Below are 22,833 nucleotides of genomic sequence, written 5' to 3'. Positions count from 1 at the left end.
CGGTGGCCGTGTTTCGATTGAGCTGCGACTGAGTTGCGAATAGCGGTTGCACCACTTCCGGTCTTGCCTCTAGAATGTGATCACATTTTACGGCGCCGTCTGCAATGTATAGATGGCGCAGGCGTCTTTCGATTCAGGAGTGAGTTCATGAACAAAAATCAGCTACAACAGCATGACCGCGATCACCTGTTGCATCCGTTTACCGATTTCCACGACCTTGGCAAACAGGGCACCCGTGTAATCACCAGTGCGGAAGGTCCGTACATCACCGATATCGATGGCCACACCATGCTCGACGGCATGTCCGGCCTGTGGTGTTGTAACCTCGGCTACAGCCGCCGGGAAATTAGTGAAGCAATTTACGAGCAGCTCAATAAACTGCCGTTCTACAACAGCTTTTTCCAGTGCACCACCGTGCCCTCCATTGAACTCGCCGACCTGCTTTCCGAAGTGACCCCGGCCGGTATGAACAATGTGTTCTTCACCGGTTCCGGTAGTGAGGCCAATGACACCAACCTGCGAATTATTCGTCGCTACTGGGACCTGAAAGACCAGCCTCAGAAGCGTATTGTGATCTCCCGCCAAAACGCCTACCACGGCTCCACTATTGGTGGTGCCAGCCTGGGTGGCATGAGCGGTATGCACAAGCAGTTCCAGGCACTGGACTACATTGAGCACATCCAGCAGCCATACTGGTTCGGCGAAGGTGGCGATATGTCACCGGAGGAGTTTGGTGTTTACGCCGCGCGTTGTCTGGATGAAAAGATTCAGGAATTGGGCCCAGAGAAAGTAGCCGCCTTTATTGCCGAGCCAATTCAGGGTGCGGGCGGTGTGATTATCCCGCCGGAAACCTACTGGCCTGAGGTGAAGAAGGTTCTGGATCAGTACGACATTCTGCTGGTAATGGACGAAGTAATCTTTGGCTTCGGACGTACCGGTGAATGGTTCGGTGCCGACTACTATGGCATGAAGCCGGATCTGATGACCTTTGCCAAGGCAGTAACCAATGGTTACTTCCCGCTGGGTGGTACTATGGTGAGCGACCGCGTAGCGGAAGTGATCAAGGCGAAGGGCGGTGAGTTTACCCACGGTTATACTTACTCCGCACACCCGGCAGCCTGTATGGCGGGCATCGTGACCCTCAACATCCTGCGCAATGAAAAAATCATTGAAAACGTGCGGGATGTCACCGGCCCATACCTCGCCAAACGTTGGGCGGAACTGTCCGATCACCCCATCGTGGGCGAGGCGCGTACCCTCGGTTTGGTAGGCGCACTGGAATTGGTGAAAGATAAAGGTAGCCGCGCGCGCTTTGACGATGATTGCACTGCTGGTGCGGTTTGTCGCGACATGAGCATCAAAAATGGTCTGGTGATGCGCGCAACCGGCGACACCATGATTATTGCTCCGCCGCTGATTCTGGATACCGCACATATTGACGAGCTGGTGGACAAGGCACACCGTGCGCTGGATGAAACCGCCAAGGCCATGGCGTAAAATCCATAGCGGGCCCCCACTGGATTTGTAGTGGGGGCCATTTCCTTTCAATAGCATCCTTCAACAGCGTGAATCCCTTTTATGGCAGCAAAAGAAAAATACCAGCCGCCCGCGGAAATCCTCGAAACCTCGAATGCTTTCCTTGCAGATCACCCGGACCTTAAATGGATCGAAGGCTTCGCCTTTGACATTAACGGTGTGCCAAGGGGGAAGTGGCTGCCGGCAGATTCCGCTAAAAAGCTCTTGAAGGGTGGCTTGCAGATGCCCCGCAGTGCCGTGAGCTTGGATATCTGGGGTCGCGATGTTGAAAACAGTCCGTTGGTATTTGCCAGTGGTGACAGCGATGGGGTTTGCCAGCCTGTTTCGCCAATTTGTCTGGCCCCGTGGCATCGCGAGCAGACCGCGCAGCTGCACATGCAATTGCATGAGGCCGATGGTTCAGTGCTTTACGCAGATCCGCGCGCGCAATTGCAGAAGGTGGTTGAGCGCCTGGCGTGTCTTGGTCTGAAGGCCGTGTGCGCAACCGAGGTGGAGTTTTACCTGTTGCGTGAGGACACCGATGAATTAGGGCGTCCGCGCCCGGTCAGTGATAACGATAGCGACCTGGTACCCTCTACCGACGTATACGACTTGGCAGAGCTGGATGCCCAGCGGCACTTCTTTGCCGACGTGCGCGCAGCTTGTGAGGAGCAGGGGATTCCTGCAGACTCCATTCTTTCTGAGTGCGCGCCCGGCCAGTTTGAAATCAATTTATTGCATAGCGATGACCCGGTAAAAGTTGCCGATCAGACCTTGTTGTTCAAGCGCCTGTTAAAAGGTGTTGCACGCAGCCATGGACTGCGGGTTAGCACAATGGCCAAACCGTTTGGTGAGCAAGCGGGCAATGGTATGCACGTGCATATGAGCCTGGTTGATAAAGACGGCAATAACGTCTTTAACGACGGCACTGATGAAGGCTCCGAGCTATTGCAACAAGCAGTGGCGGGTATGATGGCGACGGCCAATGACGCCATGGCGATTTTTGCCCCCCACGCAAACTCATACCGTCGTTTTCAGGAAAGCAGTCATGCGCCCTTGAATCTGTGTTGGGGTTACGACAACCGCACGGTGACATTCCGTATCCCCGCGAGTGAACCTGCGGCGCGCCGCATTGAGCACCGTATCGCCGGTGCCGATGTAAACGCCTACCTGGTGCTGGCGGCAATACTCGCCGGGGTTTGTCACGGTCTGGAAAATAAACTCCAGCCGGGTGCGCCGGTGGAAGGGGATGCGTATCAGGTAGAGAGTGAGCAGCTCATCAATACCTGGAGTGGTGCGCTGAAACGCTTCGAGAAAAGTGCGTTGTGGCGTGAATACCTTGATCCCGAATTTGTAGATTTGTTTGTATTATTGAAACGACAGGAACAGGCGGAAATTTCCGCACGTGTTACTGACGTTGAATACCAGAGTTATTTGCATCGCGCGTAATTTGCCATCGGTAAATACTTTAAAGACAAAGCTTCGGCTATATATTCCGCCATGGCTTTGGTCGGCGCAGTTTACTGCCGCAATGCAAAGGGTTTGATGACAGTTAAGGAGATAGAGGGTGTTGCTCTGCTATACCTAAACACAGACAGCTGAGCATTTGTTTACTCAGTGCGTCGCAAACTCTCCTCCTGAAAGTGTGTTCGAGAAATCTGGCCCGCCCTATGGCGGGCATTTTTTTTGGGCGAAAACTTTTTGCAGAAATTTCTTCCCATTTGCGGGTTAAACCTTAGGCAGTACTTGCTGTTTTTTAGAAAACTCCACCTATACTGAAACTAACCGCACGCACGGGTCATTTTTTGTTCGGTGTCCCCGGCGGCTATGGAGCATTTAGTGTTAAAAGGAGTTACCATGCGAACCAAGTCTCTTCTTCTACCGCTGGCGATTGCCGCCGCCAGTGCGACCTCACCGGCCATTGCCGATTTTACTGGTGGCGATTTCATTTTGCGCGTCGGGGGCTCTTATGTCGACGCGGACAGCACTTCTGTTTTTTCTAACCGCAACGTCATCGACATCGTGGATCCGGATGATCCAGATTCGACGATTCCGGTAGAGATTCGTGAGCGCATTACTGTCGATAGCGATTCCTCATGGTTTATTAATGGTACTTTCTTTGTCGCCGACCACTGGGCGGTTGAGTTGTACCACATGAATCAGGCCGACATGGATGCGGACTACACCATTACTGCCACTGGTGAAGATATCGATATTCGGCGCCGCGACCGTCTGCGCGGCTTTGATACCAGCGTGACCAGCTTGTTTGCCAATTGGTATCCGGTGTGTGTAGAAAGTTGGGTTCAACCATATTTTGGTTTGGGCGTAAATTACACCGATATCAAGCAGGATTATCTGCGCCCAGTGTTTATCGAAGATGTGATCAACGATAACGGTCAGTTTGTTGGCCGGGCTGATCGTGGTCTGATGACTTTCGGTAGCTCCTGGGGCTGGACCGCTCAGGTCGGTATCGATATTGAGTTTGGCCGCGACGCCAACTGGCTGTTTAATGCTTCGGCCATGTGGGTAGATGCGGACCCTGAACTAGAACTGGGTGTTGATAATATCGCGCTGCGAAATGACATTGTCTTCGACACCATCCGTATCAGAGAGGACATGGACTACGATTCCTGGATCTTCAATCTAGGCGTGGGCTACAAGTTCAGCTTCTGATCGAACAAATGCTCCAGACTCCTTTGCCCCGGCACGCCTGTTATGGTGGGCCGGGGCTTTGTCGTCCCTATAGGGGCGAATTTTGCAGCGGACCCATTTCATTTTGCCCTGATTTGGTGGCGACGGACTGAGTAGTCTGGCCTCGGATGTGGATGGATTCTGCCTAGCAGTCATATCCGCGCCGGTGTATTCTTCGCCCCATTCAAAACCGGCAAGTACCGGTTATTATCGGCAGCAACGGATCAATTGCTGGCCAAAACAATAACTACGGGGAATTTATGACCGCCTTGGGAAATCAAACCGACGGTCCATCGGCCGAATCCAGGCCCCTGAATATTTGCTTGCTCGGATATCGAAGCCATCCCCACTGCGGTGGACAGGGCGTTTACCTTCACTACCTGAGCAAGGCGCTCACGGATGCAGGACACAAAGTGGACGTGATTTCTGGGCAACCCTACCCGGAACTCGACCCGCGTGTGCGCCTGATCAAAATGCCCGGCCTCAATTTATACGAGCACCCCAGACCCACTCGCGCACTGAAATTCAAGCACCTGTCGAGCTGGGCCGACTTTTACGAATGGTTTGGCAAGCTCACCGGAGGCTTTGTTGAACCCTATACCTTTGGTCGCCGCGTTGCCCGTTACTTGCGCAGGCACGGCCAGCAATACGATGTGGTGCACGATAATCAATCGCTGTGTTATGGCTTGCTGGATATCGAAAAATCCGGCTTGCCGGTAGTGGCAACCATTCATCACCCGATTACCCGAGATCGTCAGCTGGCTCTGGATGCTGCACAGGATTGGTTTTATCGGCTGTTGGTGCGTCGCTGGCACAGTTTTCTCGGCATGCAGATACGGGTGTCGCGCAAGTTAAAGCATATTGTCACGGTTTCTTCACAGTCGTTCGATGACATCGTGTCGCAGTTTGGCGTGGTACCTGAGCAGCTGAAATTGATTTACAACGGTATCGATACACAGCTGTTCAGGCCGCAAACGGATGTTCGCCAGCATTCCATGCGTATCATGACGACGGCATCGGCAGATCAACCGCTGAAGGGGCTGCGCTTTTTGCTGCAAGCAGTGGCTTCACTACGTGCTCGATATCCGCAGCTGGAATTACTGGTGGTAGGTAAGCTGCAGGAAGGCGGGGCGACCGAACAGCTCCTGCGCGAACTTGATCTTGAACCCTGTGTGCGCTTTGTATCGGGAATTTCCAACGAGGAAATGGCGCGATATTACGCCTCCGCAGGTATGGTTGTTTGCCCGTCTCTGTATGAGGGCTTTGGACTTCCTGCTGGAGAAGCCATGGCTTGCGGGGTGCCGGTAATTTCCAGCGATGGCGGTGCATTGCCCGAAGTCGTCGGTGATGCTGGGATTGTGGTTCCCGCTGGCGATAGCGCTGCCTTGGCTGGCGCAATCGAGCAGCTGTTGCAAGATCCAGCTCTACACGCGTCTTTGGGTAAAGCCGGGCGCCGCCGTATCGAAGAACAATTCTCCTGGGAAGTGGCCGCCAAGAGTTTGGTGGCGTATTACCGCAGCATGATTCGCCAGTCCGCCAAGAAAACAGCGACGAACGCCACATCGTTGCGTACTCAATCGCAGACTTTGCAAAGTGCAGCCCCGGTAATCTCTGCTGAGCAGACCGAGTATGCCAATGCCAGCGTTGAGGTTGATTCCAATACCTGTACCAATGCCAATAGCCGGGGAGCCGCGGCCTGATGATTACGGTTGACCCCAAGTTACTGAATTTGCGGCCAGGGCAGCGTGTGCTGGACCTTGGTTGTGGTGAAGGGCGCCATGCGATTCATTTCTCTATTACTGACCAGGTCGAAATTTTTGGCGTCGACTTAAGTGCGCAGGATCTGGCCACGGCAGCCGAACGCGCACAGCCCTTTGCAGAGACTGGTCAGCAAGCGGGCAGTTTACAGTTTTGTGTCGGTAATGCCCTGGCGTTGCCGTTTCCCGCAGATCATTTTGATGTGGTTATTTGCTCAGAAGTGCTCGAGCACATCGAGGACTATCAGGGTGTGCTTGGCGAGATTCTGCGAGTGTTAAAGCCTTGTGGCGTATTTGCTGCAACCGTGCCGGCATTCTTCCCCGAGTGGGTGTGCTGGAAATTATCTGATGCTTATCACCAGGTAGAGGGTGGGCACATTCGCATCTTCCGTGAAAAAGGCCTGCGCAAAGCGATCGAATCTTTGGGGTTCAAGTATTTCGCCCGTCACAAGGCACACGCACTGCACGCACCATTTTGGTGGCTGAAGTGCTTGTTCTGGGGGCAGGATGAAAAGCCCATCCTGCGCCAGTACCACCGTTTCCTGGTGTGGGACATGATGGAGCGCCCAATGCTGACACGCGGGCTTGAAGCCGCGTTAAACCCAGTGCTGGGCAAGAGTATTGCGCTGTATTTTGTTAAGCCCGCTGGTGCACAGAAAGGAACTTCAGAGAAGGGTGCATCAATACTCCCAGCGCAAAATACGCCTGTCGAACAGACTGCTATCCGAGAGGAGTCGACGGTATGAGTGGTGTAATCGATGCACTCACGGCGTCGCCCGCAGTCGTTGCTGACGAATCGCTGGCAGGTGCCACACCCGACGAACACGAACTTCCGCTGCTGCCAAACAACTTTGTGCGTGCCAGTGCGGATTATATTTTGTCGCAGCAGCTGCCAAATGGCTGTATCCCTTGGTTTGAAGGGCACTATGCGGACCCCTGGGACCACGTGGAAGCGGCGATGGGGCTGAGCATTGCCGGAGAGTTTGCGGCTGCTGAGCGAGCATACGCCTGGTTGGCAAGCCAGCAGCTGGAAGATGGCAGCTGGTGGGCGGCCTACCGCGACAACAAGGTCGATAACGGTGAGCGGCGCGAATCAAACTTCGTCGCTTATGTTGCCACAGGGATCTGGCATCACTATCTCATTTCGGGTGATCGCGCATTTCTTGCGGGTCACTGGGGCATGGCGGAGGCCGCGCTGGAGTTTGTGCTAAAGCTGCAGTCGTTTCACGGAGAAATCCAGTGGGCGGTAGACGGTGACGGTGCGCCTATGGAAGACGCCCTGATCACCGGGTGTGCCTCCATTTTCAAGAGCCTCGAGTGCGGTATCAATATCGCCGCTGTGTTACAGGTGCCCAAGCCTGAGTGGTCCGATGCGCGCGAACGTCTGGGTTTGGCACTGCGGGAAAAGCCCCATCGATTTGACCGCACTTGGGAAAGCAAAGCGCGCTTTTCCATGGATTGGTTCTATCCAGTGTTGACTGGCGCATTCTCCGGCGACGCTGCCAAGGCGCGCTTGCAGCAAAAATGGGACGAATTCGTGGTGCCTGGACTGGGTTGTCGTTGTGTCAATGACGAGCCCTGGGTGACGGTGGCCGAATCCTGTGAGTTGACGATGGCCCTGTTGGCGGCCGGTGAAATGAGTAAAGCGCGTACTCTGTATCGCGGTTTACACCGCTGGCAAGATACTGATGGCGGCTACTGGACAGGTTATGTGTACCGGGATAGTGCGGTGTGGCCAGAGGAGAAAACCACCTGGACGGTGGGTGCCATGTTGTTGGCGGCAGATGCCCTGGCAGGGCTTACCCCTGCCAGCAAATTGTTTACCAGTGTGAATCTGGTTAATCGCGCCTCAAAGTCGGCGCAGGATGCCGAGAGTCTCGACCATCTCCACCAACTCGAACTGGCCGGAGGCCAGCGCTAGTTTGTAGATGTCATAGGGCGCCTGCCCACCGTCTTCCGGATTTGGGAAGATATCGTGAATAGCCAGGAATCCACCGGGCACGATATGGCGCGACCAGCAGCGATAGTCGTTAAGGGCGGCCTCTAGGGAGTGGCCGCCGTCGATAAATACGAGGCCCAAAGGTGTGTTCCAGTGGCGCGCGGCCACGGTGGTCGGGGCGACCACGGGAACCACATGTTCCTCCAGCTGAGCTGCGCGCATATTGGTGCGGAACGCGTGGAAGCTATCCATTAGCTGGCTACGATTGTCGAACAGTTCGCGATCGTGGTACTCCTCGCCCGGCTGATGTTCCTCGGACCCGCGGTGATGATCTACCGCAAACAGGGTGTTGTTCATCAGTTTGCAGGCACTACCCAGGTAAACCGTGGATTTCCCGCAGTAGCTGCCAATTTCCAGGCAAGGGCCTCGGTCGCTGGCTTCGGCGGCGAGCCGGTACAGCGCAGCGCCCTCACTGTCAGCGAGAAAGCCTTTTACGGAGTTGATATCCAGGGGAAGTTCTAACGGCAGGGCAGCATCCATTTTCAGAGTATCTCGCGACAATTTTTATAGAGTTAACTGTTGAGTTGAGCGTGACGGTACGTGTTACACCGCTGTTTTGCAATGTGCTGGCTCGACAGCCTTGCTGACCAGATCTGTCTAAGTTGCGGTCAGAGAATAGCCCTTGATACGGCTGGAAATACGGCTGGTCACAACGGTTGTTTTGCAACAGATTGTAAAAATAAGTATCAGGGAATATTGGCTTTCCAATGCGAAAAGATCATAGACCATACTGGCTAAAGCGCGCCTTGCTGAATTTTCGCAACTGGCGCTGTCGGCACTTCTTGTTGCCCCAGTTCGATGCGATCGGGCGCGAACCGGAGGTTATGCACCCGCCCTCGGTGAAAGTGTTCGGCAATAATATTCGTCTGGGTGACTTCCCCCATTTAATTTCTACACCGGATAACTGCATTCGTTTTACCGCCATGGGGCACCGTGGTGGCGATGCCCACATTGCCATCGGTGATTATGTACTGATTTCTCCTGGGGTGCGTATCTCTGCCGGCGAATCTATCACCCTCGGCGATGCCTGCATGCTTGCGGCGAATGTGTACATTTCCGATTCTGATTGGCACGGCCTTTACAATCGCACGCGTCCGTTTCGCTGCACTTCCCCGATATCCATTGGCAATAACGTCTGGATTGGTGACAGCGCAATTGTCTGCAAGGGGGTGTCGATCGGTGATAATTCGGTAGTGGGGGCGGGCAGTGTGGTTACCCGGGACGTTCCCGCAAACACGGTTGTCGCTGGCAACCCCGCCCGTGAAATCAAGCAAATAAACCCCCGGCGTCGAATGATTACCCGGGAAGCTCTATTCGCCGATAGCTTCCGGCAGGCGCACAATCTCGACGAATTAGATAAAATGCTGCTCACAGGCAACAGCCTGTTGGGGTGGCTGAGGTCAGTAATATGGCCGAGGCGAGGGGATTAACGCAGTTTGGATGTCTAATAACAATGCATAAACAGGGCAGTGTGGTACTGATTGGGATGCCGGGCGCCGGTAAAAGTACCCTTGGGGTATTGCTGGCGAAAGAGCTGGCTAAAGACTTTGTAGATACGGATGTACTGATTCAGCTGCGGGAAGACAAGACGCTGCAGGAAATCATGAATGAGTCGGATTACCTGAATCTGCGTCGTATCGAAGGTGAAGTGATTGCCGAGGCGGAACTGCCCAATCATGTGATTGCCACCGGTGGCAGTGCGGTGTACAGCGAAGACGGGATGCGCAATCTGCTGAAGTTTGGCCCTGCGGTGTTCCTGAACTGTTCCGCTGATGAGCTGCGTCGCCGCATTCACAATTATGAAAGTCGCGGAATTGCCAAGGCGCCCGGGCAGAGCTTTGAAGAGCTGTTTGAAGAGCGGCAGGCGCTGTATCGCCGGTACGCAGATATTGTTGTGGACTGTGACGGGCAGGATCTCGAGCAGGTTCTGGGGCAGGTGGTTGCCAGGGTCGAGTCCCGTTAACTCGGTTCCTGTCAGGTCTGGTCGGCAAGGCTTTGGGGTAGCGGCCCGATGCCCGTGAGATGGCGGCCACAAGTGCCAGGACCGGGAACGCGTGTCCCGGTCCGGCCCTGACTACAACCCGATTAGAGCGGCAGTTGCGTGGTGTATTTGACTTGCTTGAGTGCGAAAGTCGAATTCACCGAGGCCACGTTCGGCAGATGCACCAAGGAACGCTTGAGCAACTGCTCGTAATGCTCAACACTATCTACTACTACGCGCAGTACATAGTCTTTATCGCCACTGGTGGAGTAACATTCCACAACTTCCTGGACATCCTGTACCGCCGATTCGAAATTGTTCAACGAATCTTCATCGTGGTTGTGTATGGTGACATAGCAGTATACTGTGACCCCTAGGTCAAGTTTGCGCGGGTCCAGGAGGGTGACGCGCCCACGGATGATACCTTCGGCCTCCAGGCGCTTGATGCGACGCCAGCAAGGGGTATGGGAAAGACCCACTTTGTCTCCCAGCTCAGCCATGGAATAATCGGCGTTCTCCTGCAGCGCCCGCAGGATCTTGCGGTCGAAATCATCCAGGTCGGTTGAGCGCTTCATATAAACTCCTGTCCTACATTTTATCTATTGGCCGAGATGGCTGTCATAATTTTACGTGTAAACCCGTAAATAAAGCAATGTTTCCATGTGCTTTAAGCACTAGTATGACCTGACCAAGCCGTCGTTAGCGCTGGTTGTTTGAAAACAACCTGTATGAATTGGCGCCAATACCGGCGACGAGCGCCCCGAATCACAATAATTACCGGAAGCCCGCGGACTTGGCGGCGCTTCATAGATCAGCGGGAAGAAGTAGGCGTATGAGCGAACAGAAAGTGGAGCTGGGATCGAAAACAGAATCTCAGGCCGAAACGGTTCAGGATCAGGCGATCACCGATCACAAGGTTACTGAGTCTTCGGTGTCTCTCGACGATCGGTATACCACCCTGAAGGGGCGAGTGCTGTTGTCCGGTATTCAGGCGCTGGTGCGCCTGCCCATCGACCAGATGCGGGTAGATTCCGCGCGCGGCCTCAACACTGCCACGTTTATTTCTGGCTACCGCGGGTCCCCTCTCGGTGGCTACGACCAGCAGCTGGCGCGCGCCAAGAAGATGCTGGATGAGTACAACATTCGCTTTACCCCCGGTGTAAACGAAGAGCTGGCGGCCACTTCCGTCTGGGGCTCCCAGCAGGTTGGTCTGTTTGAAGGCGCCGAGGTCGATGGCGTCTGCGGTATTTGGTACGGCAAAACTCCCGGTGTTGACCGCTCCTGCGATGCGTTCCGTCACGCCAATGCGGCAGGTTCCTCACCGAAAGGGGGGGCATTGATCATTGCCGGTGACGACCACGGCTGTAAGTCATCGTCTTATCCCGGGCAGTCCGAATTCGCCTTTGTCGACATGCATATCCCGGTGCTGAACCCCTCTACCGTGCAGGAAGTGTTGGACTACGGCCTGTACGGGCTGGAGTTGTCGCGCTTCAGTGGCTGTTGGGTGGCAATGATTACCCTGGCCGAGAACATGGACAGCGCCTCCACCGTAGAGGTGGATCCGGCGGGGGTATCCTTCGAATATCCGGAAATCGAGCGCCCGCAAGGCGGTCTGAATATCCGCAAGCAGGACAACCCGCTGGAGCAGGAAGAGCGTCTGTGGCGCTACAAACGCCCAGCAGCACTGGCATTTGCCCGCGCCAACCAGCTCAACAAGCTGGTGCTGGATAATCCAGACGCGACGCTGGGTATTGTAACTGCCGGTAAAGCGCATCTGGACTTGATGCAGGCATTTGAAGACATGGGCATCGATGAAGCCCGTGCCCGCGCGCTGGGTATTCGTATCCTCAAGGTCGGTATGACCTATCCGCTGGATGTTCCCGGTATTCAGGAATTTGCCCGCGGCCTCGACTCACTTCTGGTATTGGAAGAAAAGCGCAGCCTGATGGAAGTGCAGCTGAAAGAAGAGCTGTACAACGTGCACCTGCGTGATCCGCATTTCCCGCGTATCCTCGGCAAGGTCGACGCACACGATAAGCCGCTGCTGCCGATGTATGGTGAGCTGTCACCGGCGGTTGTGGCACAAGTGCTCGGTTATCTGCTGGGTGAAGACAAACTCAATGAACGCGCCAAGCACCGTCTGATGCGGTTGGATGCGCTGGCCGAGCGTATTTCCGCACAGGCCGGCTCCAGTGTGGCCCGCCTGCCGATGTTCTGTGCCGGTTGCCCGCACAACCGTTCTACCCGTGTACCGGAAGGCAGCCGAGCACTTGCCGGTATTGGCTGTCACTATATGGCCCAGTGGTTGGACCGTGAGACCTTCACCTTTACCCAGATGGGCGCGGAGGGGGTGAACTGGATTGGCCAGGCGGCCTTTACCAGTGAACCGCACGTATTTGTAAATCTAGGAGACGGAACCTACTTCCACTCCGGTATTCTGGCGATCCGCGCTTCCGTCGCAGCCAAGGTTAATATTACCTACAAGATCCTGTTTAACGACGCCGTGGCCATGACCGGTGGCCAGCCCCACGATGGGGAACTGCACCCGGATATGATCTGCCGCCAAGTGTTGGCAGAAGGGGTCAAGCGCGTTGTGCTGGTGATGGACGACACCGACAAGTACAAAGGCGCGCTGAGCTTCCCTGCGGAAGTGGAAATTCGCCACCGCGACCATATGCCGGCGGTCATGAAGGAGCTGCGCGAAGAGCCCGGCTGTACCGTGATCATTTACGACCAGACTTGTGCCACTGAGCTGCGCCGCAAGCGCAAGCGTGGCCTGTTACCCAAGGCCGAAGGGCGTCCGTTTATCAATGAACTGGTGTGTGAGGGCTGCGGTGATTGCGTTACTCAGTCGAGCTGTATTGCGGTAGAAAAAGTTTCTACGCCCCTGGGCGACAAGCGTCGTATTAATCAGACATCCTGTAACCAGGATATGTCCTGTGTAAATGGCTTCTGTCCATCATTTGTCACCGTGAAAGGTGGCAAGTTGAACAAGCGCGCCGGGGTGGGTGATACCCTGTTTGACGCGGCAGAAAAATTGCCTGCGCCAGACCTGCCTGATCTGGACGAACCGTATAACCTGCTGGTTACCGGTGTTGGTGGTACCGGTGTTGTGACCATTGGCGCTTTGTTGGCGATGGCGGCGCATATTGAAGGCAAGGCGTGCAGCACACTCGATCAAACCGGACTGGCGCAAAAAGGCGGTGCGGTATATTCCCACGTACGCTTTGCCAACCGTCCCGAGTCGCTCAAGGCTGTGCGGATTTCTGATGGCCGGGCGGACGCGCTGATGGCGTGTGACCTGATTGCGGCGGGTAACCTGTCTGCAAGCTTGGCGAAGCTGGACGAGACGCTCAGTCGCGCGGTGGTGAATACGCACCTGAGCCCAACCGCAGCTTCGGTTCTGGGACGTGAAGATATCCATTCACCGCAAGCGGTGCTGGATACCATCAAAGACGCGGTAAAAGAGCTGAACGTGGTTGAGGGGCACAAGCTCACCAAGGCGGCTCTTGGCGATACCCTCGCGGCAAATATTTTCATGCTCGGCTTTGCCTGGCAGAAAGGTCTGATTCCATTGGGGCTGGCCGCGATTGAGGAGACCATTCGACTTAACGGGGTTGCGGTTGAAGGCAACTTGCAGGGGTTGGCGGCTGGCCGATTGGCGGCAGCAGGTCGTGATGCATTGGATGCCCTGTTGTTCCAGCAGGAAGAGACAGTTTTGCCTCAGGGGCTGGAAGAAATTGTCGCGCACCTTATGGAACACCTTACGGGCTATCAGGGGGCGCCCCTGGCGCGTCGTTATCGCGATCTGGTGGACAAGGTAAAAGCCGCGGAAATCCTCAAGGTACCGGGCAGTGAAGCCCTGGCTGAGGTGGTTGCTCGCAACTACGCCAAGTTGCTGGCATACAAAGACGAGTATGAAGTGGCGCGCCTGTACAGCGATGGTCGTTTTACGCAGTCTTTGCAGGAAAACTTTGCCGGCGATTTCGAACTCGAATTTAATTTGGCGCCGCCGCTACTCAGTCGCTTTGACAAGAACCTGGGGCGTCCGCGTAAAATGAAATTTGGCGGCTGGATGCACAAGGCATTTTCCATTTTGGCCAAGCTCCGTTTCCTACGAGGCAGTGTGCTCGATATCTTCGGTTACACGGAAGAGCGCAAGATGGAGCGTGGCTTAATTACCGAGTACGAAAAGATCGTCGATGAAGTAGTAGGGCGCCTGAGTGCCGATAACCACGCCGCTGCGCTCGAACTGCTGTGCTATCCCGATCAGATTCGCGGTTACGGGCTGATCAAAGAGGAAAATGTAAAGCTCGCCCACGAAGCCCGTAACATTGCGCTGCAGCGCTTCTATGATCCGCAGGCGAGTGTGCCGGGCGGTTCACCGGTGGAGGTGTTTGATCCCGCCAAGGCGCAGCAGGTCGGTTAACTCTGTTGCCTTTGTGATAAAAAAGCGAGCCCATTGGCTCGCTTTTTTATTTGCGATTGCCGGAAATTTTTTACCACGCCATCTGTACTCGAAGCCCCAGTTGATTGGTGTTGTCACCAGTAAACTCGTCATCACCGAAAATAAGGTTGAGCATCACGCGCACGTTGCGATTGGCGTAATAATTCAAGCCTATTTGCGCGCTGTTGGCTTCGAGCTTGTAGATATCCCTATTTTGCATGGTGTCGTACCGTGCAGTGAGTTCCCAGGCCCCCCCCCAGAGACCATTGCCAGATGGTCTAGCCGAATTAAATGCGCCGCGCTTTTCACTGTAGGTTTTGTGCTCACCGGTGATCATCCAGCTGCCCTGGATATACCAGGTACGCACATGCTGGTCACCGATATAGCAGCCCAGGTCTGGATCGCAGAAAAACGGAGGAGGTGCCCCAAACTCGTCCTCGAAATCGAGCTCAGAAAGGTAATAGTCAGCTTCGTAATCGCCAACCACAAATTCCGACTGAAAATACAGTGGACCGTAGCTACCTGCCAGCTCCAACGATACGGTTGAAACGTCATCCCCCAGATCGCCCGGACTGAGGGCAATTAGCTGGGTTGGGCCGCGACGCCCAGCGTAGTCAGCCTCGGCGGTAATATCTTTGGAGTCCAAATTCGGGTTTTCAAAATTCAGCGCGGTGCCCAGGTGGAGCGTTGCGTAATCCGTATTGATGGGGTGCCAGGCGAGACGACCGGCGGCGCCAACCCCTTCGTTACGCACAGTGCCGGCGTCTCGCAAGTTAAATGCCATGAATCCTAGGGTGAAACAGTCCAGTACTCCGGTCCAGCCGATTCCTTGCTGAAACTGGAAGCCTTCGTATAGCCCTGCGGCACTCGAGAAGGGGCGCTCGAGCATGGTGATTTCGTTGGAGCTGGTCATTTCCGCCATAGAGCGGAACGGCTTGAACTGCCCAATACGCACCTCGCCGTTGAGAAACTTGTGCGCAATAAAGACGTCGCGAAATCCCCGCCCCGTGGAGCCGCCAGCAAAATCCTGTTCGAGAACATATTTCCAGTCGTAGATATTGCCTTTCAGGGTAATCCGAGCCCGGCGAAAATCCGTGGTGCTAACTGGATCTTCGATGTCGGTATCAAACAGATAGGTATCAAAATGGATACGCCCGCCGAGGGACGCAGAAAAATTGCCATCGTCAGACGTAATTTTCAGCCCACCTTTGGTTTCCGCTTCGTCTGCCATGCTCGCGGTTGTACCAGATAGCAATGCTCCCGCCACTAGGAGGAAGGGTGCGACCGTTGAGATACGATTGGTAGGGTAGAGAGTGGGGAAATTAGGCACCGCGCCATTCCTTTGCAACCAATTGGATGCAGTTTAGTCGGCCAGGAAAGCAGCGGTGCGCCAGAGGTTTAAAAGGAGGTTAAATTTGTTTTACAGTGAATCCGTCTTTTTCCAGTAATTCGGTGATGGATTTTTCTCCCACCAGATGCCCCGCACCTACCACCACAAACAGGGTGTTATGCTGGCCGCTCAAATCCTGTATTTTTTTTGCCATATCCCGGTTACGTTTGTAAAACAACAGCTCGTATAAGGGGGCGTACTCCGGGTGCTTATCCAGCCCCTCTCGGATTACCAGGTCGTAGATCTTCTCCTGATCACCACTCTTCCAAGCACTGGTTATCCGCGGTACAAAAGCGTCCATGTCCGAGAGTTGCTCAAGGGTTTGCTGTAGATAGAGCTCGGGGTTGTCCAGGCTGTTTAGCATTTGAATCTGCCCCAGCACACTCTCTAGCTCCAGAATTTCAGTATTGTTGCGGTGCGCCTGACTCAAAAAGTGTCGATCGATACCTGCTTTGGGGTCGAGTCCACGTGCCTGCATTTCAATCAGGCTCAGGGTAATCATGGCAATGGCTGGCCGCAGTCGGCTAAAACTTGCCTCAGGGATTTGTCGTTGATTTAACCAGCCCAGAAGCTGGTCGTAGACTTTCGGCGAAATATTGTCTTTTAGTTGTTGGCCAGGAGGGTAAACCGATTCTTGCATAACCTGCATTTGCAGAGCTGCATTGGATTCCATCGCAAGGATATCCGCTTCAACAACCAGGGCATCGCTGCTTTTGTAGGCGCGTTCAATTTCATCCCGCAAAGGATAGAAACTCTTGTCGGCCAAATGGATGGAGCCCAACAGATAGACGGTATGCCCATCCTTCTGGGCCTCCAGCAATAGTCCACGATCGCTAGCCGCCTGGGTAGCGTATGCCTGCAGCAAGAACAGGGCTGCGAGGGTCCAAAGAGTTTTTCGCCAGAGTACGCGAGTAACTGGTTGCGCGTAAATTCGAGTGCGGATGGAAGGGGAGTTGTTATTCATAAGCTATTTCCATTTGCTTATTCTGTGTGCCGATCCACTTTTTGGTTTTTGTTTAACCAGCCAGCTTCGTGATTTAAGTTCGCGATATTGTACCGCTATGTGCGATTAGTTGGCGCGCGTTTTGTGAACCGCGCCGGGAAAATGAAATTTGTGCGTTATGGCGCATAATTCAGCGGTACAATGAATCACACATAAAAGAACGATGTGCGGGAATGGAGAAACATGCGAATTGTTCAGGTGGTGCCGTCGATGGAAGGCGGCAAGTTAGCGCAGGAAGCCCTCGAATTTGCCCAGGAAATGGCCCGGCAGGGTCATGAGTCTTCGGTGATTTCTTCCGGCGGTGCTTTAGTGTCTCGCCTGACTTTACATAATTGCCAGCATTTTGAGTTGCCTGTCCACCGCAAGGGTTTGGTCGATAGACGGCTACATCGCAAGCTCCGAAAGCAACTGGAGGCCTTGCAGGCCGATGTGTTGTTTTGCCGGGACAGCCTGTGCAGTTGGCATGGGTGGAAGATTTGGCAGTCTCTCCCCGAGGCTGCGCGACCGCGACTGATTACTTTCCTTCATAGTTGGCCACAAGGCGGGATCTTTGGAAAGGGCTGGATGAAGGGCGCCGTTGCCCGCGGTGAATTGGTTTTTACCGCTTCACAGGATCTTGCTCGACGTTTGTCAAGGCGCTTCGAAATACCGCTTGCCGCCCCTGAAGATTTGCCCAAGCTGTTTACTGTGCGCCACCTGCATCGCGGAGTAAATGTGCGGGAATTGGATCGGCGCGCTCCCGTATCGGGACATTGGCAGCAGCGCCTGCTCAATAACTATCCGCAGCTCGAAGGGCGAAGCTGGTTGCTGTTGCCTGGTGAAATCGGCCCAGGCAGAGGCCAGGACAAATTTCTGGAGCTGCTCGCCGAGCTAAAGCAGGAGCGGGAAGATCTGTTTGGCCTTGTAGTGGGTGAGGTCGTACCAGGGCAGGAAAAGTTTGCTCGCGAACTGGAGCGGCGTGCGGAATCCATGGGGCTTGCCGAGTATGTCGTGTTTTTGGGCGCGCGCAGGGACATGCGCGAACTCTATGCCAGCGCACGTATTACCTTTGAACTCGCGGACCCGTTGTATGCCGATGGCCGTGTGGTTTCTGAAGCGCTCGCCATGGGGTGTCCCGCGATAGCGCTTGGTGGGCCAGGGGCCGAGGTATTGCAACAGTGCTTTCCTCAAGGTCTGAATGAGCGCATTGCAGTTGGCAGCGAAAACGTCATCGAGAGCGTTACCGAGAGCGGCGATTTAAATAAGTACCTAGTTGCAACCTGTTTGACGATCTTACGCGAGCCTGAGGTGATCGACTTCAGTGGATTCAGCCTTGAGGAAACCGGTGCCCGTGCGGTGGATTGGTTCCAGCAGGTGAATGGGGCTTCCTAGACGGGGTATCTCAAAGTAGCTTGCTCAGGTTCTTACTGATGGACTGCTGCTTGCGAGATGAGTTTAGCGTACACATCCCAGGTCGCCTTGGCCATTGAGTCCAGCGTGAAATTATCGGCAGCGTTCTGAAAAAGTGGCTCAAATGCGTCGAGTAATCGTGTGTTGTTCAGGGCGTGGCTGATTTTTTCGGCGATATGCTCTGCTTGTGTATTGTCTAGCAGGTATTCCGCTGGAAGATAATCGATAGCATTCCCGGCGCGGTTTGCGAGCACTGGTCGGCGATGCAGTAGCGCTTCGATAAGCGTATAGGGCGTACCTTCCACTTCCGCGGGAATCACCACTAGGTTGGCGGCCTGCATAAAGTGCCCGATAGCGCCGTTGCCAGAGAAAAATTCTACCCTGGTCTCTATTCCTTCGACTGTTTCACCCAGCCGCATCACGTGTTGTTGTAAGTTCTCTTTCTCGGGTCCGTCGCCGAGCACCATTAAATGAACATCTGGCAGCATCCCAATGGCGTCGATCAACGCATCCAGACAGCGCGCCTTGATCAGGCGGCTGGCCACTAGCACCGTTGGTTTATCACCTGGAGGATTTGGGATTGAAGCATATTTTTGCCGGGGCGGCTGCATATCAACACCATTTGGAATGATGTTCCAGGTCAGTCTGGAATTGGCGACGGTGTTTTCACTAATCGCAATACGAGCGTCAAACGCGCTGGCTAATTTGTCCCGCGGGTGCCGAACATTGTGGCGAGTGATTACCTGTTGGTTGTCGGTGTAAGGCTGTACTGCCGCCAGTAGTTGTGCCGATTTTGATCCATGTCCATGGACGATCTGGTATTTGCCCTTACGAATTACGTTAGCCAGTCGCCAAACCAGATTCGGGTGTTGGCGGCTGCGGTCAGTATTGAGCGGAATAAACTGAACACTCTCATCCAGAGTCGGCAAATAACGGGGGTGCGCGATCACTGTAACCCGGGCAGCGGTATTGCGCGCTTGCCAACCCGACAGATCGGCGACATGCTTCTCCAGCCCACCGTGTTCACGGCTGGCAATTAGGTGACAGATGGTTTGTATCATACGGCTATACATCCGGTGTATTTGCGCCGCGCAGATTCTTAGTGTTTGAGCGAGATATGCAGATGTGTGCGATATCGGGACGGCGCTTTAGCAGGCGTGCGTGTTGCTCGGTGCTAGAGTGCAGTTATTGTCTCTGTCCTGTGTGACAAATTTTTTATCAAATTATGACGTTTCGCTTTCCAAGGACCAGTTTACATCGCCCCCCGGGCACCGGATAACAGGTTCCGCCCCCTGGAAACTCAAAATTTGGCGTGCCAGTTCAGGGATGCGAAGTCAAAGCCCGGATTGGGGGTATTGGTGTAGCCGTTAGAGAAATGGCTGTAGCGCAGTGACAGGGTATGCCCGTTATCCAGCGTGTAACCTGAGCCAAAATGCAGGGAAAAATTTAGGTTGGTCGATAAATCGATATTCCCAAAGCTGCGCTCGGTCAAATAGGCAGCGCCGACTCCGACCTCACCAAATATTCCCTTTGCTTCCCGTTGCGGGTACCACCGCAGAACAGGTTTGAGTTCCCAGATCTGTTGCTTCTGTTTCTCGCCTCGATGATTGATCCGCATATGGCTATAGCTGACCTGAGCCCACCACTGTAGTCGGTGACTGCTGGGGTAGTCATAAAACTGGTAGGACCAGTTAGCCCCCAACATGTCGGCACCGGCGTTGGAACGTTGTTGGATCAGAGCACTGCCGATTCCCTTGCCACCGCTAAATATCCATTCCTGGTCACCGTCTGTCCCGGTAAACCCGGCGTTGGCTTTGCTAGAAAGCAGTCCGAGAATTGCGGCGCAAAACAGGGCGGCGAGATATTGCCGATTTGTCAAAAAAGGGCGTAGGTATTGGGCCTGTGTGTCGGACAGACAGGCTGAGTCGCAGTCATGGAAACGAGGGGAGCAGGGCATAATGCAATCGCCGTTTATTGCTGTTAGAGGCAGTATTACAAGGTTAGCCGGATTATCTGCGAAGACAAGGTCCACGCCCCGAGTTCCGGGGCGTGGGTACAAGGGTCAGTTTCTTGGCTACCTCAGCGCCATTGGCGCTTCAGTTGTCGTAATGCATCGGAGTGGAGCTGTCTTGCGCGTTCTTGACTGAGGCCCAACTGCTCGCCTATTACTCGGAAAGAGCAGTCGCGGTCCGATATCAAGCCATAGCGCAGACTCAGCACCGTGCGTTGCCTGGGAGGCAGCTTGTTGACCGCATCTCGCAGTCGTTGCGCCAGTTCCTGGTTGGATACCAGTTCGTCGGTATTGAACATTTCACCAGCCGGCGCATAGTCCAGGCGAGTGCTGCTCTGATCGTCGGAAATAGGGTCGTCCAGAGAACTGGTCGGGCCGGGCAATTTCAGCAGGCTCTGTACCCGCTCAATGTCTAACCCGGTCTGCTTGGCGATGTTTTCGTCAGAGGCGGGCAGGCCCTCCGAGCGAATCTGGTTGATCGCACGATATATGTTGCGTAGGTCATCCTGAACGTTCGCAGGTTGGCGCACCATGTCGTCATTGCGCCGCAGGGTCAATTGAATTTCCTGCTGGATCCACCAGTACGCATAGGTGGAAAAGCGATAACCCATCTGCGGCTTGAAACGCTCAATCGCTTTCATTAAACCCACATTTCCTTCCTGGATCAGGTCGATAAAGGGTACCGAAGGGTTGCGGAAGCGCTTCGCGATGGCGATGACGAGACGCAAGTTGCATTGAATCAGCTTTTTGCGTTGCGCCTTGAATTTCTTCATCAAGTTTTGCAGCGCACTGCGGTCGCGTTGAGAAATTTTGCCTTTCTCGAGTAGTTCATCCGTTTTTGCGATGATCAGCCCGTGATCGTACGCACCGGTGCTACCGCGTTGCTCAACGCCCTCGCTGCGCAAGTCCACCAGCGTGACACCGCGCTTCTGTAACAACGCGATGATTTTTTCTTCCAGGTCCCTCAGCAGACAGGTAGTGGTGTGTTCATCCTCCGGTGTGAGGAGGTCTAGCCGATACAGGTGTTTGAGATAGTTCTGCATCGGGGTGCCGACATTATCACCAAGGGAGTCCTCGGTACTTGTGTCTTCCTCGATGGCTTCCCCGCGGGGTTGCATGGATTGGTCCGGGTCTTCTTGCTGGAAGTTGCTCCCGGATACATTGTTGCTATTTTCCTTCAGCCACTGGTCATCCCTTGTTTCGATATTTACTCGGGACAAAAGTCTGAACCTTATGCTGTGGCAGCGCAGTTTTGCCTTGTGGACCACGCTGCTGCCGTTAGATTACCGGCGTCATCCTTTCGCAGGATCGCGGCATGGCGCAAAAATTGCCATGCGGACCATTTGACTATAGGTGAAGGGAAGAATTCCGTGGGGAAAAATGCCGAGAATACGCGACCGGCAAGTTTGGTCATGCGAGGGGTGAGGCTTGGGTCAGCATATAGGCTGCTGTTTTACTACTTTCGTGCCAAAGTCACGTAAGCTGGGCGAAGTTAACAAATTTCGAGTGCGGTTATTTGGAAGCCTCTAGTTAGACAATTGTTGTCTATCCGCACCTTTTGGTGCGGACTGACTGGTAATGATCGGATTACTTAACTCGTTTTACTCGGAGGCCACGTCCCCCTCCTTCGGTTTTCCGCATAAAGAACGAGCCGAGTGCTCCGCGTTCCAGTGTAACCTGTTCACCGCCGCGCCAGATGGCGCGACCACTGTCGGTCTGGCGCCACACTTGGCCATTATCTAGAGTAAAGGTGAATTTACCGTAGGCACCTTTCTTGGCGATTTCGATTGTGGCAGTAATTGATTCTGGGGCTTCTTGAATCGCCCTTTTTTCTTCCTGTCCGAAGATCTGTTCTACATGTGTCTGCAAGTTGTTTGCGAGTTTGTCATAGCAGGCCAGGCGCTTCGTGTCGTCACTGAATTCAGTACAGCGCTTTAATTCTTCCGGAAGCGTGGTTGCCCCTGCGGGGAAACTAAGCAGGACTGCCAACAGTGGGGATACTAACCACAACTTGGAAGGCGAGGGGAGTGTGTTGTTGGATTTGCACATAAAGTCAGTTCCGTACGTTAAGTCTATGGCGCATTGTATCACTACTGCTCGTCCCGCCATGTATTTTGAGTTACCTGTCACACTTCCTTTGGGCACACCGTGGAAGAATAGTCGTGCGTGAATGTAAAAAAAATCATAAAGCATCATTGTAAACAACACACAGGGGTAGCCGACTATGAAGAAACTGTTGATTCCCGCAATTGCTATTGCCGCCATCGGTGGTTATTTCTACTACACCAATCTAGATACTGCTGCACCTCAGGCTGAGGCTGTTGTCGAGGAAGAGCAGATCGTTGAAGAAGTTGAGGCAGCCGTAGCAGAAGCGGAAGAGATGGTCGAGGAGACCGAGCAGGCGGCGGGCGATATCATGGCGTCAGCGGAAGAAGACGTGTTTGCCGATGTCCCAGAGGCCATGGGTCATGCGCTGGATGAAACCACAGAGGCGATGGCGGACGTAGCTGAAGAGGCGGCGGAAGCTGTCCAAGAAGCTGCCGATGAGATCGATCATAGCGAAGAGTAATCTTTGCCGAGTGTCGGAGTGGGGGGCTGGCTCTTCCCCTAAAAAATGCCCGGGCGGTCCAATGTCCGGGTATTTTTTTGC

At 54.3% G+C, this 22,833-nt stretch carries 19 protein-coding genes; 11 read left to right on the top strand and 8 right to left on the bottom strand.

All coding sequences use genetic code 11. From position 1 onward, the window contains the following. Nucleotides 1–147 precede the first annotated feature (147 nt). From Mag101_RS10275 to Mag101_RS10250, 6 genes are all read left to right on the top strand, one after another. Nucleotides 148–1,497 carry an aspartate aminotransferase family protein gene (locus tag Mag101_RS10275; protein WP_077404381.1) on the top strand — a complete coding sequence of 450 codons (1,350 nt, stop codon included), beginning with the start codon at nt 148–150 and terminating at the stop codon, nt 1,495–1,497. A gap of 81 nt (nt 1,498–1,578) precedes the next feature. Beyond that, on the top strand, nt 1,579–2,964 hold the full coding sequence (locus Mag101_RS10270) for a glutamine synthetase family protein (RefSeq protein ID WP_077404378.1): 1,386 nt from the start codon (nt 1,579–1,581) through the stop codon (nt 2,962–2,964). Nucleotides 2,965–3,372: 408 nt separating this feature from the next. Next, complete coding sequence (locus Mag101_RS10265) at nt 3,373–4,188, top strand: OmpW/AlkL family protein (protein WP_198039965.1); 816 nt, start codon at nt 3,373–3,375, stop codon at nt 4,186–4,188. 278 nt (nt 4,189–4,466) lie between these two features. Beyond that, complete coding sequence (locus Mag101_RS10260; protein WP_077404371.1) at nt 4,467–5,906, top strand: glycosyltransferase family 4 protein; 1,440 nt, start codon at nt 4,467–4,469, stop codon at nt 5,904–5,906. Next, the gene (locus tag Mag101_RS10255) at nt 5,906–6,709 is read left to right on the top strand and encodes a class I SAM-dependent methyltransferase (RefSeq protein WP_077404368.1); all 804 of its coding nucleotides are present in this window, start codon (nt 5,906–5,908) and stop codon (nt 6,707–6,709) included. Before Mag101_RS10260 ends, Mag101_RS10255 begins: the two co-directional genes overlap by 1 nt. Further along, entirely contained in the window at nt 6,706–7,884 is a 1,179-nt protein-coding gene (locus Mag101_RS10250) for a prenyltransferase/squalene oxidase repeat-containing protein (RefSeq protein ID WP_077404365.1), read from the top strand. The genes Mag101_RS10255 and Mag101_RS10250 overlap by 4 nt, the downstream gene beginning before the upstream one ends. On the opposite strand, the gene Mag101_RS10245 is transcribed toward Mag101_RS10250, so the two are convergent. Further along, nucleotides 7,813–8,442, bottom strand: coding sequence for a class I SAM-dependent methyltransferase (locus Mag101_RS10245; RefSeq protein WP_077404362.1), 630 nt, complete (start codon nt 8,440–8,442; stop codon nt 7,813–7,815). The two genes, Mag101_RS10250 and Mag101_RS10245, sit on opposite strands and share 72 nt — an antisense overlap. A gap of 227 nt (nt 8,443–8,669) precedes the next feature. Here Mag101_RS10245 and Mag101_RS10240 point away from each other — a divergent pair, with 227 nt between their 5' ends. Beyond that, nucleotides 8,670–9,392 carry an acyltransferase gene (locus Mag101_RS10240; RefSeq protein WP_077404359.1) on the top strand — a complete coding sequence of 241 codons (723 nt, stop codon included), beginning with the start codon at nt 8,670–8,672 and terminating at the stop codon, nt 9,390–9,392. A gap of 23 nt (nt 9,393–9,415) precedes the next feature. Then, nucleotides 9,416–9,925, top strand: coding sequence for a shikimate kinase (locus Mag101_RS10235; RefSeq protein ID WP_077404356.1), 510 nt, complete (start codon nt 9,416–9,418; stop codon nt 9,923–9,925). A 122-nt stretch (nt 9,926–10,047) separates the two neighbouring features. Here the strand turns inward: Mag101_RS10235 and Mag101_RS10230 are convergent, their stop codons facing one another. Continuing rightward, the gene (locus tag Mag101_RS10230) at nt 10,048–10,518 is read right to left on the bottom strand and encodes an Lrp/AsnC family transcriptional regulator (RefSeq protein ID WP_010131435.1); all 471 of its coding nucleotides are present in this window, start codon (nt 10,516–10,518) and stop codon (nt 10,048–10,050) included. A gap of 257 nt (nt 10,519–10,775) precedes the next feature. Here Mag101_RS10230 and Mag101_RS10225 point away from each other — a divergent pair, with 257 nt between their 5' ends. Further along, nucleotides 10,776–14,372: an indolepyruvate ferredoxin oxidoreductase family protein gene (locus Mag101_RS10225; protein WP_077404353.1), complete on the top strand. Its 3,597-nt coding sequence runs from the start codon at nt 10,776–10,778 to the stop codon at nt 14,370–14,372. Nucleotides 14,373–14,442: 70 nt separating this feature from the next. On the opposite strand, the gene Mag101_RS10220 is transcribed toward Mag101_RS10225, so the two are convergent. Both Mag101_RS10220 and Mag101_RS10215 read right to left on the bottom strand, forming a co-directional pair. After that, complete coding sequence (locus Mag101_RS10220) at nt 14,443–15,720, bottom strand: OprO/OprP family phosphate-selective porin (RefSeq protein WP_077404350.1); 1,278 nt, start codon at nt 15,718–15,720, stop codon at nt 14,443–14,445. Nucleotides 15,721–15,799: 79 nt separating this feature from the next. Beyond that, nucleotides 15,800–16,744, bottom strand: a complete 945-nt coding sequence (locus tag Mag101_RS10215) for a TraB/GumN family protein (protein WP_077404347.1) — start codon at nt 16,742–16,744, stop codon at nt 15,800–15,802. 222 nt (nt 16,745–16,966) lie between these two features. Here Mag101_RS10215 and Mag101_RS10210 point away from each other — a divergent pair, with 222 nt between their 5' ends. After that, entirely contained in the window at nt 16,967–18,154 is a 1,188-nt protein-coding gene (locus Mag101_RS10210; RefSeq protein WP_077404344.1) for a glycosyltransferase, read from the top strand. A gap of 32 nt (nt 18,155–18,186) precedes the next feature. On the opposite strand, the gene Mag101_RS10205 is transcribed toward Mag101_RS10210, so the two are convergent. From Mag101_RS10205 to Mag101_RS10190, 4 genes are all read right to left on the bottom strand, one after another. Further along, nucleotides 18,187–19,233 carry a glycosyltransferase family 4 protein gene (locus Mag101_RS10205; protein WP_198039964.1) on the bottom strand — a complete coding sequence of 349 codons (1,047 nt, stop codon included), beginning with the start codon at nt 19,231–19,233 and terminating at the stop codon, nt 18,187–18,189. Between the two features lie 239 nt (nt 19,234–19,472). Next, a complete protein-coding gene (locus tag Mag101_RS10200) occupies nt 19,473–20,051 on the bottom strand; it encodes an acyloxyacyl hydrolase (protein ID WP_232324983.1) in 579 nt (192 codons plus the stop codon). A 200-nt stretch (nt 20,052–20,251) separates the two neighbouring features. Continuing rightward, on the bottom strand, nt 20,252–21,403 hold the full coding sequence (locus tag Mag101_RS10195) for a sigma-70 family RNA polymerase sigma factor (protein WP_077404336.1): 1,152 nt from the start codon (nt 21,401–21,403) through the stop codon (nt 20,252–20,254). Between the two features lie 367 nt (nt 21,404–21,770). Then, nucleotides 21,771–22,391 carry a hypothetical protein gene (locus Mag101_RS10190; protein WP_157520298.1) on the bottom strand — a complete coding sequence of 207 codons (621 nt, stop codon included), beginning with the start codon at nt 22,389–22,391 and terminating at the stop codon, nt 21,771–21,773. Between the two features lie 16 nt (nt 22,392–22,407). Here Mag101_RS10190 and Mag101_RS10185 point away from each other — a divergent pair, with 16 nt between their 5' ends. After that, nucleotides 22,408–22,752 carry a hypothetical protein gene (locus Mag101_RS10185; RefSeq protein ID WP_077404330.1) on the top strand — a complete coding sequence of 115 codons (345 nt, stop codon included), beginning with the start codon at nt 22,408–22,410 and terminating at the stop codon, nt 22,750–22,752. Nucleotides 22,753–22,833 lie beyond the last annotated feature (81 nt).

This window comes from Microbulbifer agarilyticus (assembly GCF_001999945.1).
Lineage (GTDB): Bacteria > Pseudomonadota > Gammaproteobacteria > Pseudomonadales > Cellvibrionaceae > Microbulbifer > Microbulbifer agarilyticus_A.
The sequence above is the reverse complement of the archived record's forward strand: the minus strand, read 5'-3'. Positions and strand labels throughout refer to the sequence as shown.

Coding starts and splice junctions, on each gene's coding strand:
- Mag101_RS10225 (WP_077404353.1), top strand. CDS start 10,776: ATGAGCGAACAGAAAGTGGAGCTGGGATCGAAAACAGAATCTCAGGCC.
- Mag101_RS10265 (WP_198039965.1), top strand. CDS start 3,373: ATGCGAACCAAGTCTCTTCTTCTACCGCTGGCGATTGCCGCCGCCAGT.
- Mag101_RS10270 (WP_077404378.1), top strand. CDS start 1,579: ATGGCAGCAAAAGAAAAATACCAGCCGCCCGCGGAAATCCTCGAAACC.
- Mag101_RS10240 (WP_077404359.1), top strand. CDS start 8,670: ATGCGAAAAGATCATAGACCATACTGGCTAAAGCGCGCCTTGCTGAAT.
- Mag101_RS10185 (WP_077404330.1), top strand. CDS start 22,408: ATGAAGAAACTGTTGATTCCCGCAATTGCTATTGCCGCCATCGGTGGT.
- Mag101_RS10260 (WP_077404371.1), top strand. CDS start 4,467: ATGACCGCCTTGGGAAATCAAACCGACGGTCCATCGGCCGAATCCAGG.
- Mag101_RS10275 (WP_077404381.1), top strand. CDS start 148: ATGAACAAAAATCAGCTACAACAGCATGACCGCGATCACCTGTTGCAT.
- Mag101_RS10255 (WP_077404368.1), top strand. CDS start 5,906: ATGATTACGGTTGACCCCAAGTTACTGAATTTGCGGCCAGGGCAGCGT.
- Mag101_RS10230 (WP_010131435.1), bottom strand. CDS start 10,518: ATGAAGCGCTCAACCGACCTGGATGATTTCGACCGCAAGATCCTGCGG.
- Mag101_RS10235 (WP_077404356.1), top strand. CDS start 9,416: ATGCATAAACAGGGCAGTGTGGTACTGATTGGGATGCCGGGCGCCGGT.
- Mag101_RS10250 (WP_077404365.1), top strand. CDS start 6,706: ATGAGTGGTGTAATCGATGCACTCACGGCGTCGCCCGCAGTCGTTGCT.
- Mag101_RS10215 (WP_077404347.1), bottom strand. CDS start 16,744: ATGAATAACAACTCCCCTTCCATCCGCACTCGAATTTACGCGCAACCA.
- Mag101_RS10210 (WP_077404344.1), top strand. CDS start 16,967: ATGCGAATTGTTCAGGTGGTGCCGTCGATGGAAGGCGGCAAGTTAGCG.
- Mag101_RS10205 (WP_198039964.1), bottom strand. CDS start 19,233: ATGATACAAACCATCTGTCACCTAATTGCCAGCCGTGAACACGGTGGG.
- Mag101_RS10245 (WP_077404362.1), bottom strand. CDS start 8,442: ATGGATGCTGCCCTGCCGTTAGAACTTCCCCTGGATATCAACTCCGTA.